12 protein-coding genes are annotated in these 13,084 nt (G+C 65.0%); 11 read left to right on the top strand and 1 reads right to left on the bottom strand.

Features of this window, described 5'->3' with window-relative positions; translation table 11 throughout:
* The first annotated feature begins 20 nt into the window (after window positions 1–20).
* Genes nuoG through ASC92_RS05140 form a run of 11 tightly spaced genes read left to right on the top strand, consistent with a single transcriptional unit; the run spans window position 21 to window position 11,274 of the window.
* Window positions 21–2,192, top strand: a complete 2,172-nt coding sequence (gene nuoG / locus ASC92_RS05090; protein ID WP_056511108.1) for an NADH-quinone oxidoreductase subunit NuoG — start codon at window positions 21–23, stop codon at window positions 2,190–2,192.
* Entirely contained in the window at window positions 2,189–3,265 is a 1,077-nt protein-coding gene (gene nuoH, locus ASC92_RS05095; RefSeq protein WP_056511111.1) for an NADH-quinone oxidoreductase subunit NuoH, read from the top strand. Before nuoG ends, nuoH begins: the two co-directional genes overlap by 4 nt.
* A gap of 17 nt (window positions 3,266–3,282) precedes the next feature.
* On the top strand, window positions 3,283–3,828 hold the full coding sequence (gene nuoI / locus ASC92_RS05100) for an NADH-quinone oxidoreductase subunit NuoI (RefSeq protein ID WP_056511115.1): 546 nt from the start codon (window positions 3,283–3,285) through the stop codon (window positions 3,826–3,828).
* A gap of 29 nt (window positions 3,829–3,857) precedes the next feature.
* Entirely contained in the window at window positions 3,858–4,511 is a 654-nt protein-coding gene (locus ASC92_RS05105) for an NADH-quinone oxidoreductase subunit J (protein ID WP_056511119.1), read from the top strand.
* Window positions 4,508–4,816 (top strand): NADH-quinone oxidoreductase subunit NuoK, encoded by a 309-nt coding sequence (nuoK, locus tag ASC92_RS05110; RefSeq protein ID WP_007837741.1) that lies wholly within the window; start codon window positions 4,508–4,510, stop codon window positions 4,814–4,816. The genes ASC92_RS05105 and nuoK overlap by 4 nt, the downstream gene beginning before the upstream one ends.
* 7 nt (window positions 4,817–4,823) lie before the next feature.
* On the top strand, window positions 4,824–6,854 hold the full coding sequence (gene nuoL / locus ASC92_RS05115; RefSeq protein ID WP_056511121.1) for an NADH-quinone oxidoreductase subunit L: 2,031 nt from the start codon (window positions 4,824–4,826) through the stop codon (window positions 6,852–6,854).
* 24 nt (window positions 6,855–6,878) lie between these two features.
* Window positions 6,879–8,357 (top strand): NADH-quinone oxidoreductase subunit M, encoded by a 1,479-nt coding sequence (locus ASC92_RS05120; protein WP_056511124.1) that lies wholly within the window; start codon window positions 6,879–6,881, stop codon window positions 8,355–8,357.
* A gap of 26 nt (window positions 8,358–8,383) precedes the next feature.
* Window positions 8,384–9,871 (top strand): NADH-quinone oxidoreductase subunit NuoN, encoded by a 1,488-nt coding sequence (gene nuoN, locus ASC92_RS05125; RefSeq protein WP_056511127.1) that lies wholly within the window; start codon window positions 8,384–8,386, stop codon window positions 9,869–9,871.
* Window positions 9,872–9,886: 15 nt separating this feature from the next.
* A complete protein-coding gene (locus ASC92_RS05130) occupies window positions 9,887–10,192 on the top strand; it encodes a DUF2818 family protein (RefSeq protein ID WP_056511131.1) in 306 nt (101 codons plus the stop codon).
* Window positions 10,193–10,196: 4 nt separating this feature from the next.
* Window positions 10,197–10,811: an NUDIX domain-containing protein gene (locus ASC92_RS05135; protein WP_056511134.1), complete on the top strand. Its 615-nt coding sequence runs from the start codon at window positions 10,197–10,199 to the stop codon at window positions 10,809–10,811.
* Between the two features lie 7 nt (window positions 10,812–10,818).
* Complete coding sequence (locus ASC92_RS05140; protein WP_056511137.1) at window positions 10,819–11,274, top strand: DUF1178 family protein; 456 nt, start codon at window positions 10,819–10,821, stop codon at window positions 11,272–11,274.
* A gap of 21 nt (window positions 11,275–11,295) precedes the next feature.
* Here ASC92_RS05140 and ASC92_RS05145 read toward each other — a convergent pair whose 3' ends face one another.
* Complete coding sequence (locus tag ASC92_RS05145) at window positions 11,296–13,080, bottom strand: ABC transporter transmembrane domain-containing protein (protein WP_056511140.1); 1,785 nt, start codon at window positions 13,078–13,080, stop codon at window positions 11,296–11,298.
* Window positions 13,081–13,084 lie beyond the last annotated feature (4 nt).

Here is a 13,084-nt window from a genome sequence, read left to right on the forward strand (position 1 = left end):
GCGCGAGAAGAAACATACTCATGATCGAAATCGAACTCGACGGCAAGAAGGTCGAAGTGACCGAAGGCAGCATGGTGATGCATGCGGCCGACAAGGCGGGCACGTACATCCCGCACTTCTGCTATCACAAGAAACTCAGCATCGCGGCCAACTGCCGCATGTGCCTGGTCGACGTGGAAAAAGCGCCCAAGCCGATGCCGGCCTGCGCCACGCCCGTCACGCAGGGCATGATCGTTCGCACCAAGAGCGAAAAGGCCATCAAGGCGCAGCAGTCGGTCATGGAGTTCCTCCTGATCAACCACCCGCTGGATTGCCCGATCTGCGACCAGGGCGGCGAATGCCAGCTGCAGGACCTGGCCGTAGGCTACGGCGCTTCTTCCTCGCGCTACGAAGAAGAAAAGCGTGTCGTGTTCCACAAGGACGTCGGCCCGCTGATCAGCATGGAGGAAATGAGTCGCTGCATCCACTGCACGCGCTGCGTCCGTTTCGGCCAGGAAGTGGCCGGCGTGATGGAGCTCGGCATGTCGCACCGCGGCGAGCATTCCGAAATCGAAACCTTCCTCGGCGACTCGGTCGACTCCGAACTGTCGGGCAACATGATCGACATCTGCCCGGTGGGCGCGCTCACGAGCAAGCCGTTCCGCTACAGCGCCCGCACCTGGGAGCTGTCGCGCCGCAAGTCGGTGAGCCCGCACGATTCCACCGGTGCCAACCTGATCGTCCAGGTCAAGAACAACCGCGTGATGCGCGTGGTGCCGCTCGAGAACGAAGACGTCAACGAATGCTGGATCGCCGACCGCGACCGCTTCTCGTACGAAGCGCTCAACGGCCCGGAACGCCTGACGCAGCCCATGCTGAAGCAGGGCGGCCAATGGCAGCAGGTCGACTGGCAGACGGCGCTCGAATACGTCGCCAACGGCCTCAAGCAGATCAAGGCCGACCACGGTGGGCAGAGCATCGGCACGCTGGTCAGCCCGCACAGCACGCTCGAAGAGCTGCAACTTGCCGCCATGCTCACGCGTGAACTCGGCAGCGACAACATCGACTACCGCCTGCGCAACGCCGAGTTCACGGCGTTCGAGGGCGTGCGCTGGCTCGGCACCTCGATCGCTTCGCTCACGCAAGTGCAGCGCGCTCTGGTCGTCGGTTCGAACCTGCGCAAGGAACATCCGCTGTTCGCGCAGCGCATCCGCCAGGCCGTGCGCAAGGGCGCCGCGCTGTCGGTGATCACCTCGGCAAGCCTGATGGCCGCACGCGACGCCTGGGCCATCGACGTGGCGCAATCGTCCATCGTCGAAGCCGACCAGTGGGTCGAAGCGCTGGCCGCCGTGGCCGCTGCCATCGGTGAAACCAACGGTGCAGCCGCGCCGCTGGCACCGAAGAACGCACCGGATGCCGCCGCCAAGGCCATCGCAGCTTCGCTGCTGAGCGGCGAGCGCAAGGCCGTGCTGCTCGGCAACGCCGCCGCCCACCATGCCCAAGCCAGCAGCCTGCTGGCCCTGGCGAACTGGATCGGCGCGCAAACCGGCGCCACCGTCGGCTACCTGACCGAAGCTGCCAACACCGTGGGCGCGCAGATCGTCGGCGCGTTCCCGAAGAACGGCGGCCTCGATGCCGGCCGCATGCTCGCCGCAGGCTCCGGCCTGAAGGCCGTGATGCTGCTGAACACCGAGCCGGTGTTCGACTCGGCCGCCGGCGCCGCCGCTGCCGATGTCATCGGCAATGCGCAGATGGTCATCACGCTGAGCCCCTTCAAGGCCAACCTGGCGTTCAGCGACGTGCTGCTACCGATCGCTCCGTTCAGCGAAACCCCCGGTACCTTCGTCAATGCCGAAGGCCGCCTGCAGGGCTTCCATGCCGTCGTGAAGCCGCAAGGCGAAGCGCGCCCGGCGTGGAAGGTGCTGCGCGTGCTGGCCAACCTGCTGGGCCTGCCTGGCTTCTCGTTCGAGTCGACCGCCGAGGTGCTGGCCACCATCGGTGACAAGGGCGCGGTGCCCGCGAATGCGCTGAGCAATGCGACGTCCGCGAAGGCCGTCGCCTCCAGCGGGGCGGCTGTCGCACCCGTGGTCGCGAGCATCTACCAGCTCGACTCGATCGTGCGCCGCGCACCGTCGCTGCAGCTGACCGCCGACGCACGTGATGCATCGGCCGCACCCGCCACACCGGCACGGGCCGAGGAGGCACTGGCATGATCGACGCAATTCATGGCTTCGGCCAGGGGCTGGTCGCCGCAGGCTGGTGGACCGCCGTGGTCTGGCCCGTGATCTGGACGCTGATCAAGATCATCGTGGTCGTCCTCCCGCTGATGGGGGCCGTGGCGTACCTCACGCTGTGGGAACGCAAGGCCATCGGCTTCACGCAGATTCGCATCGGCCCGAACCGCACCGGACCGCTGGGCCTGCTCCAGCCGATCGCCGATGCGCTCAAGTTGATGACCAAGGAAATCATTCTTCCGACGGTCGCCAACAAAGGCCTGTTCCTGCTGGGCCCGGTCATGACCATCATGCCGGCGCTCGCCGCATGGGCCGTGATTCCCTTCGGTCCCGACGTGGCGCTGGCCAACATCAACGCCGGCCTGCTGTTCGTGATGGCCATCACTTCGCTCGAGGTGTACGGCGTGATCATCGCCGGCTGGGCCTCGAACTCGAAGTACGCCTTCCTGGGCGCGCTGCGCGCCTCGGCGCAGATGGTGAGCTACGAAATCGCGATGGGCTTCTGCTTCGTCGTGGTGCTGATGGTCACCGGCAGTCTGAACATGAGCGAGATCGTGAACGTTCAGGGCAAGGGCATGTTCGCCAACATGGGCGTCGGCTTCCTGTCGTGGAACTGGCTGCCGCTGCTGCCGATCTTCGTCGTCTACTTCATCTCGGGCCTCGCCGAAACCAACCGCCACCCGTTCGACGTGGTGGAAGGCGAGTCCGAAATCGTGGCCGGCCACATGATCGAGTACTCGGGCATGAGCTTCGCGATGTTCTTCCTGGCCGAGTACGCCAACATGTGGCTCGTCTCGATCCTGTGCGTGGTGCTGTTCCTCGGCGGATGGCTGCCGCCGTTCGAGTTCCTGAGCTTCATTCCCGGCTGGATCTGGCTGGGCGCCAAGACCTTCTGCGTGGTCACCATGTTCCTGTGGGTGCGCTCGACGTTCCCGCGCTTCCGCTATGACCAGATCATGCGTCTGGGCTGGAAGATCTTCATTCCGGTCACTCTTGTGTGGCTGGTCGTGGTCGGTGGCTGGATGCAGACGCCGTTCAACATCTGGAAATAACAGGAAGCGCCAACATCATGACTGCTTCGCACACCGCCGGCGCGCTGGCGCGCCCTTCCAAGCTCGCGTCTGCGCCTTTTTCGCTCAAGGACTTCCTGGGCAGCTTCATGCTGTTCGAGTTGTTCAAGGGCCTGGCCATCACCGGCAAGTACGCCTTCGCCCGCAAGATCACGGTTCAGTTCCCCGAAGAGAAGACGCCGCTGTCGCCGCGCTTCCGCGGCCTGCACGCGCTGCGCCGCTATGAGAACGGCGAAGAGCGCTGCATCGCCTGCAAGCTCTGCGAAGCCGTCTGCCCGGCGCTGGCCATCACCATCGAATCGGATGTGCGCGACGACGGTTCGCGCCGCACCACGCGCTATGACATCGACCTGACCAAGTGCATCTTCTGCGGCTTCTGCGAGGAAAGCTGCCCGGTCGACTCGATCGTCGAGACGCACATCTTCGAATACCACGGCGAAAAGCGCGGTGACCTGTACTTCACCAAGGACATGCTGCTGGCCGTGGGCGACCGCTACGAAAAAGAAATTGCAGCGAACAAGGCGGCCGACGCCAAGTACCGCTGATCCGACCAGCCCGAACCCATTCGAATTCCATGGACGTCAAGACCGGTCTGTTCTATCTGTTTGCCGTGGTGCTGCTGTTCGCAGCGTTCCGCGTCATCACCGCCCGCAACCCTGTGTACGCCGCGCTGTATCTGGTGCTGGCCTTCTTCCAGGCATCGGCCATCTGGCTGCTGCTGCGCGCCGAGTTCCTCGCGATCTCGCTGGTGCTGGTGTATGTCGGCGCCGTGATGGTGCTGTTCCTGTTCGTCGTGATGATGCTGGACATCAACGTCGACGGTTTGCGGGAGGGCTTCTGGAAGCACTTCCCGCTGGCCGCCGGTGTCGGCGCACTCATCGCGCTCGAAATGGCGGCCGTGCTCATGGGCGGCTTCCGCCTGGGCGAGGCACCGCGTGCCACTGCCGGTGCGATGGGCCCCAACACTTCCAACACGCTCGAGCTCGGCAAGCTGCTTTACTCCGAATATCTCTACCCGCTGGAAATCGCCGCGGTCATCCTGCTGGTGGCCATCGTGGCCGCCATCGCACTGACGCTGCGCACCCGCAAGGACAGCAAGTACGTCAACCCGGCTGACCAGGTGCGCGTGAAGGCGCGCGACCGCGTGCGCATCGTGCAGATGCCGGTCACGCGTGCGGCCGAGCCTGTGGTCGAAGCTGCGGACGCTGCAAAGGAAAACAAGGCATGACGCTCACGCTCGGACACTTCCTCTCACTCGGCGCGATGCTCTTCGCGCTGTCCGTGATCGGCATCTTCCTGAACCGCAAGAACCTCATCGTGCTGCTGATGGCCATCGAGCTGATGCTGCTCGCGGTCAACATGAACTTCGTGGCGTTCTCGCACTATCTGGGCGACATGCACGGCCAGATCTTCGTGTTCTTCATCCTGACGGTGGCCGCGGCCGAGTCTGCCATCGGCCTGGCGCTGCTGGTCCTGCTGTTCCGCAACAAGTCGAACATCAACGTCGACGAACTCAACTCACTCAAGGGTTGAACGCAACATGAGCGCAACCCTTTCCGCATCCACCTTGCTGGCCGTGCCGCTGGCACCCCTGGCCGGCGCCGTCGTTGCCGGCTTGTTCGGCACCAAGTTCGGCGGCGATCACATCGGCCGCAAGGTCACGCATTCGCTGACCATCCTGGGCGTGCTGGTCGCCTTCATCATCTCGGCCATGACGCTCAAGAGCGTGGTGGCCGACGGCGCCCGCTTCAACGAAACCATCTACGAATGGATGACCGTTGGCGGCCTGAAGATGGAAGTCGGCTTCCTGGTCGACGGCCTCACCGCCATGATGATGTGCGTGGTGACCTTCGTGTCGCTGATGGTGCACATCTACACCATCGGCTACATGGAGGAAGACGACGGCTACAACCGCTTCTTCGCGTACATCTCGCTGTTCACCTTCTCGATGCTGATGCTCGTCATGAGCAACAACATGCTCCAGCTGTTCTTCGGCTGGGAAGCGGTGGGCCTGGTGTCGTACCTGCTGATCGGTTTCTGGTTCAACCGGCCGACTGCGATCTTCGCGAACATGAAGGCCTTCCTGGTCAACCGCGTGGGCGACTTCGGCTTCATCCTCGGCATCGGCCTTATCGCGGCCTATGCCGGCACGCTGAACTACGGCGAAGCCTTCGCCAAGGCCAACACGCTGGCCGGCATCACCTTCCCGGGCACCGAATGGATGCTCATCACGGTGATCTGCATCTGCCTGTTCATCGGCGCCATGGGCAAGAGCGCGCAGTTCCCGTTGCACGTGTGGCTGCCCGACTCGATGGAAGGCCCGACGCCCATCTCCGCGCTGATCCACGCGGCAACGATGGTGACGGCCGGCATCTTCATGGTGGCGCGCATGTCGCCGCTGTTCGAGCTGAGCGACACGGCACTGAGCTTCATCCTCGTGATCGGCGCCATCACCGCGCTGTTCATGGGCTTCCTGGGCATCATCCAGAACGACATCAAGCGCGTGGTCGCGTACTCGACGCTCTCGCAGCTCGGCTACATGACGGTGGCGCTCGGTGCGTCGGCCTACTCGGTCGCGGTGTTCCACCTGATGACGCACGCCTTCTTCAAGGCGCTGCTGTTCCTCGGCGCCGGCTCGGTGATCATCGGCATGCACCACAACCAGGACATCCGCTGGATGGGCGGCGTGCGCAAGTACATGCCGATCACCTGGATCACCTCGCTGCTGGGTTCGCTCGCGCTGATCGGCACGCCGTTCTTCGCGGGGTTCTACTCGAAGGACAGCATCATCGAAGCGGTGCACGAAAGCCACCTGTGGGGCGCGAACTTCGCGTATTACGCGGTGCTGGCCGGTGTGTTCATCACGGCGTTCTATTCGTTCCGCATGTACTTCCTGGTCTTCCACGGCAAGGAGCGTTACGACCAGAACCCCGATGCGCACCACCACGACGAACATGCGGAGCACGACGACGATCACGGCCACGGACACAAGCCGCACGAATCGCCCTGGGTGGTGTGGCTGCCGCTGGTGCTGCTCGCGATCCCGTCCGTGGTGATCGGCTTCATGACGATCGAGCCGGTGCTGTTCGGCGAGTTCTTCAAGAGCGCGATCTTCGTGGACGGCAACAGGCACCACGCCATGAAGGAACTCGAAGAAGCCTTCCACGGCCCGGTGGCCATGGCCATCCACGGCCTGACGGCGCCGCCGTTCTGGCTGGCGCTGGCGGGCGTGGTCCTGTCCTGGTACATGTACATGATCAATCCGGCGCTGCCGGCCGCGATCAAGCGCGCCTTCGGCCCGATCTACCGCCTGCTCGAGAACAAGTACTACATGGACTGGTTCAACGAGAACGTCATCGCCCGCGCCACGCGCGCGCTCGGCACCGGCCTGTGGAAGGGTGGCGACCAGGCCCTGATCGACGGCGCCGTCGTGAACGGCTCGTGGAAGGTGGTCGGCCGGATTTCAGGCGTGGTTCGCTGGATGCAGTCCGGCTACATCTATCACTATGCCTTCGCGATGCTGCTCGGCATCTTCATCCTGATGACGTACTTCGTCTGGTTCAAACGCTGAGCCTAGCGCTGGAGAAAAAGAAAAATGGGTTTGTTGAGCCTTGCCATCTGGGTGCCGATCGCATTCGGCGCCGCGCTGCTGGCGTTTGGCCGTGACGAGCACGCCAGAGGCGTACGCTGGGTCGCGCTCGTCGGTTCCATCGTGAGCTTCCTGGTCACGGTGCCGCTGTTCACGCGCTTCCAGAACGGTACCGCCGCGATGCAGTTCGTCGAGAAGACGGGCTGGATCTCGCGCTTCAACGTCAACTACCACCTCGGGATCGACGGAATGTCGCTCTGGCTGGTGCTGCTGACGTCGTTCATCACGGTCGTCGTCGTGATCTCGGCCTGGGAAGTGATCACCGAGCGCGTGAACCAGTACATGGGCGCGTTCCTGATCCTGTCGGGTTTCATGATCGGCGTGTTCGCCGCGCTCGACGGCGTGCTGTTCTACGTGTTCTTCGAAGCCACGCTGATCCCGATGTACCTGATCATCGGCATCTGGGGTGGCCCGAACAAGATCTACGCGGCGTTCAAGTTCTTCATCTACACCTTGCTCGGCTCGCTGCTGATGCTGGTGGCGCTGATCTACCTGTACAACAAGTCGGGCGGCAGCTTCGACATCCTGAGCTGGCACAAGCTGCCGCTGGGTGCGAGCGCGCAGACATTCCTGTTCTTCGCCTTCTTCGCGGCCTTCGCGGTGAAGGTGCCGATGTGGCCGGTGCACACCTGGCTGCCCGACGTGCACGTCGAGGCGCCCACCGGCGGCTCCGCCGTGCTGGCCGCGATCATGCTGAAGCTGGGCGCCTACGGTTTCCTGCGCTTCTCGATGCCCATCGCGCCCGACGCCTCGCACGAATGGGCCTGGCTCATGATCGCGCTATCGCTGATCGCGGTGATCTACGTGGGCCTGGTCGCGCTGGTGCAGCAGGACATGAAGAAGCTGGTGGCTTACTCGTCGGTGGCCCACATGGGCTTCGTGACGCTCGGCTTCTTCATCTTCAACGAGCTCGGCGTGTCCGGCGGCATCGTGCAGATGATTGCGCACGGCTTCGTGTCGGGCGCCATGTTCCTGGGCATCGGCGTGCTGTACGACCGCGTGCACTCGCGCCAGATCGCCGACTACGGCGGCGTGGTCAACACCATGCCCAAGTTCGCCGCGTTTGCGCTGCTGTTCGCCATGGCCAACTGCGGCCTGCCGGGCACCGCCGGTTTCGTGGGCGAGTGGATGGTGATCCTGGGTGCCGTGAAGGCCAACTTCTGGATCGGCATGGCGGCAGCCACCGCGCTGATCTTCGGTGCCGCCTACACCCTGTGGATGTACAAGCGCGTGTACCTCGGCCCGGTCGGCAACGACCATGTCAAGGAAGTCAGCGACATCAATGCCCGCGAGTTCCTGATGCTGGCGCTGCTGGCGATCGCCGTGCTGTGGATGGGCCTCTATCCGAAGCCTTTCACCGACGCGATGAACGCTTCCGTGACCGAGCTTCTTCGCCACGTGGCGATTTCGAAGCTGCCCTCCTGATGCCACGCTGAAGACAAGAGAACGAGATGATTGACAAACTCAGCTGGGTCACGATCTACCCCGAAATCGTGTTGCTGGTCATGGCCTGCATCATTGCGCTGGTCGACCTGTCGGACGCGAGCCCGCGCCGTACCCGCACCTATGTACTGACGCTGGCCACGCTCGCCGTGGTCGCCGTGCTGTCGGGCCTCGCCGCCCTCGGTGGCAAGACTGCCTACGGTTTCGGCGGCATGGTCGTCAGCGATCCGATGGGCAATTGGCTCAAATGCTTTGCCACCGTCGCCCTGATGGTCACGCTGGTCTACGGCCGTCCCTATGCGGCCGACCGCGAGATGCTGCGCGGCGGCGAACTGTTCACCATCAGCATGTTCGCGCTGCTGGGCATGTTCGTGATGATCTCGGGCAGCAACTTCCTGCTGATCTACCTGGGCCTGGAACTGCTCACGCTGTCGAGCTATGCGCTGGTGGCGCTGCGCCGCGACAACGCGGTGGCCAGCGAAGCCGCCATGAAGTACTTCGTGCTCGGCGCCATGGCCAGCGGCTTCCTGCTGTACGGGCTGTCGATGATGTACGGCGCGACCGGTTCGCTCGACGTCAACGAAGTGTTCAAGACCATTGCGAGCGGCAAGGTGAACCACCAGGTGCTGGTGTTCGGCCTGGTGTTTATCGTGGCCGGCCTGGCCTTCAAGGTGGGCGCCGCGCCGTTCCACATGTGGGTGCCCGACGTCTACCAGGGCGCACCGACGGCGGTCACGCTGCTGATCGGCGCCGCGCCCGAACTGGCGGCCTTCGCCATCATCATCCGCCTGCTGGTCGACGCGCTGCAGCCGCTGGCGATCGACTGGCAGCAGATGCTCGCCGTGCTCGCCATCGCGTCGCTGCTGGTCGGCAACCTGGCCGCCATTGCGCAGAGCAACCTGAAGCGGATGCTGGCGTACTCGACGATCTCGCAGATGGGCTTCATGCTTCTCGGCCTGGTGGCGGGTTCGGACCAGCAGGGCACGTACAACGCCCAGTTCGCCTACAGCGCCTCGATGTTCTACATCGTGACCTACGTGCTGACCACGCTGGCGAGCTTCGGCATCATCCTGCTGCTGGCGCGCGAAGGCTTCGAAAGCGAAGAGATCACCGACCTCGCAGGCCTGAACCAGCGCAGCCCGCTGTATGCCGGCGTGATGGCCATCGCGATGTTCTCGCTGGCCGGCTTGCCGCCCCTGGTCGGCTTCTACGCCAAGCTGGCAGTGCTGCAGGCGCTGATCGCCTCGGGCCAGGCCATCTACATCGGCCTCGCGGTGTTCGCGGTGATGATGTCGCTGATCGGTGCGTTCTATTACCTGCGCGTGGTCAAGGTCATGTACTTCGATGAGCCCGTCACGGCCACCACGGTGTCGGCACCGCGCGACGTGCGCACCGTGCTCGCGATCAACGGCGCGCTGATCCTGATCCTGGGCATCGTGCCTGGCGGCCTGATGACGCTCTGCTACGACGCGATCGTGGCCACGCTGGCCCACTGACGCGGCCGACCTCGGGTGTCGCAAACCGCGTCGGTCTGGGTCGTTCTGCTGGTGGCCCTCGTGGCCGCCAACCTGCCGTTCTTCAATGACCGCCTGTTCGGCGTCGTGCCTCTGGCGACAACACCCAAGTCGCTCGCGGTGCGGCTCGCCGAACTGGTGGTCTTGTATTTTCTGGCGGGCGGTGTCGGGCTGCTGTTCGAGCGCAGGGCAGGGCAGATCGCCTCGCAGGGCTGGGAGTTCTATGCGGTGACCGGCGCGCTGTTCATCGTGCTGGCCTTTCCCGGGTTCACCTGGCGCTACCTGATGAAACACAGGCACTGACGACATGACCTCGACCACCACCACGACCACCGATTCGCACCTGAAGGAAGAACTCACGCACAGCGTGGAGCTCTTCAAGGGCAACTTCCTGCACGCCAAGCGCGACACCGTGCGCCTGCCCGACGGCCACACCGCCACGCGCGAGTACGTGGTGCACCCGGGTGCCGTGGTGGTCGTTCCGCTGCTGGACGATGGCCGCGTGGTGCTGGAGCGCCAGTTCCGCTACCCCGTGGGCCACGTGATGATCGAATTCCCCGCGGGCAAGCTCGACGCGGGTGAAGACCCGTTCGTTTGCGGCCGGCGCGAGCTGCTCGAGGAAACCGGCTACACCGCGCGCGAATGGGCGCACGCGGGTGCGATGCACCTGGCGGTGGCGTACTCGACCGAGATCATCCACATCTACTTCGCGCGCGGTCTTTCGCTGGGCGAGCGGCAGCTCGATCATGGCGAGTTCCTCGACGTGTTCACGGCCACGCCCGAAGAGCTGGCCGGCTGGTGCCGCGACGGCACCGTGACCGATGCCAAGACGCTGAGCTGCACGCTCTGGCTGCAGAACGTCCTTTCGGGCGCATGGGCTCTGGACTGGCAGGCGCTGCCCGCAGAAGGCAGCGCGGGATAATCCGCGCATGAAGGTTCTCAATCTCCGCTGCGCACACGGCCACGGCTTCGAGGGCTGGTTTGCGTCCAACGAGGCCTTCGACACCCAGCTGGCGAGCGGACTGGTCGAGTGCCCGGTCTGTGGCGACACCGCCATCGTCAAGCTGTTGAGTGCGCCGCGCCTCAACCTCGGCAATGCCAAGGCGCCGCAGGAAGCCGCTGCACCCGCTGCCGCGGCTTCGAATGTTCCCGCCGAACTCTCGCCCGAGGCCCGCTGGATGCGTGCCGTGCGCGAGGTGCTGGCGAAGACCGAAGACGTCGGCGATCGCTTTGCCGACGAAGCCCGGAAGATGCACTACGGCGAGACCCAGGAACGCGGCATTCGCGGACAGGCCACGCCCGAGCAGGCCGAGGCGCTGCTCGACGAGGGCATTGCGGTGATGGCGCTGCCGGTTCCGGCTGCGCTCAAAGAGACCCTGCAGTAACTGACCGGGCCGCGCGGCCGCTCAGGCCGTGAACTGCAGCGCAGCGAGGCGCGCGTAGACCCCGCCCTGCGCCACCAGCGTCGCGTGCGTTCCCTGCTCGACGATCCCGCCGTGGTCCAGCACCACGATGCGGTCGGCCTTCTGCACCGTCGCCAAGCGGTGGGCGATCACGACCGTCGTGCGGTTCTCCATCGCCGATTCCAATGCCGCCTGCACCATGCGTTCGCTTTCCGCGTCCAGTGCACTCGTGGCCTCGTCGAGCAGCAGCAGCGGCGGGTTCTTGAGGATTGCGCGCGCGATCGCGATGCGCTGGCGCTGTCCGCCCGACAGGCGCACGCCGCGCTCGCCGAGGAAGGTGTCGTAGCCCTCGGGCAACGCCTGCAGGAAGTCGTGGGCGAAGGCGGCGCGGGCGGCGGCATGCACCTCCTCGGCCGTGGCCTCGGGCCGGCCGTAGCGGATGTTCTCGAACGCGCTGGCCGAGAAAATCACCGCATCCTGTGGCACCAGGCCGATGCGGGTGCGCAGGTCGGGCAGGGCGAGCGAAGCCAGCGGCGTGTCGTCGAGCAGCAGGCGGCCCGATTGCGGGTCGTAGTAGCGCAGCAGCAGCTGGAACACAGTGCTCTTGCCCGCGCCGCTCGACCCCACCAGCGCCACGGTCTCGCCGGGTGCGACGTCGAGGCTGAAGCCACGCAATGCCGGCGTGTCCGGCCGGGACGGGTAATGGAAGGTCACGGTATCGAATTTGATCGCGCTGCCCGCCACGGGAACGGGCGCCACCGTCGGATTCGGCGGTGAAAAGATGGCCGCGGGCGCATGCAGCAGTTCCATCAGCCGCTCGGTTGCGCCGGCTGCGCGCAGCAAGTCGCCGTACACCTCGCCGAGCACGGCGGTCGCACTGGCCAGGATGGCGACGTAGACGACGGTCTGGCCCAGGTGGCCGGCCGTGATGTCGCCGCGCAGCACTGCCTGCGTGCCTTGGTAGAGGCCCCAGAGCAGGGCCGCGGAGGTCGCGATGATGATGAACGCCACCAGCACCGAGCGGGCCTTGGTCCGGCGTACGGCGGTGCGGAAGGCGTTCTCCGTCGAACCGCTGAAGCGCGCGGCCTCGCGGCCTTCGGCCGTGTAGCTTTGCACCACCGGAATCGCATTCAGCACCTCGGCGGCGATGGCGCTCGAATCGGCCACGCGGTCCTGGCTGGCGCGCGACAGCTTGCGCACGCGGCGGCCGAACCACATGCTCGGCAGCACCACCAGCACGAGGATGCCCAACACCTGCACCATCACATAGGGGTTGGTCCACACGAGCACGGCCAGCGCGCCCACGCCCATCACCGCGTTGCGCAGGCCCATGCTCAGCGAGGAGCCGACGACCGTCTGCACCAGCGTGGTGTCGGCCGTCAGGCGCGAGAGCACCTCGCCGGTCTGCGTGGTTTCGAAGAAGGCCGGGCTCTGCTTCAGCACGTGGCCATAGACCGCGTTGCGGATGTCGGCCGTCACGCGTTCGCCCAGCCAGCTCACCGTATAGAAGCGCGCCGCCGAGAAAAGACCGAGCGCCACGGCCACCGCGAAGAGGGAGCCGAAGTGCTCGCGCAGCGCCATGGTCTGAGCGCCCTTGTCCGCGCTGATCAAGCCACCGTCAATCAAGCTGCGCAATGCGATAGGGAAAACCAGTGTGGTGAGCGCCGCCATCACCAGAAAGATGCCTGCCAGGACGATCTGCACCCGGTAGGGACGGAGAAAAGGGCTCAGGCCCGAGAGCGATCGGGGCGAGCCCTTGGCCATGGAAGACGGTGGGGGAGAAGCCATGGAA

It is taken from the genome of Variovorax sp. Root411 (genome assembly GCF_001425205.1).
Lineage (GTDB): Bacteria > Pseudomonadota > Gammaproteobacteria > Burkholderiales > Burkholderiaceae_C > Variovorax.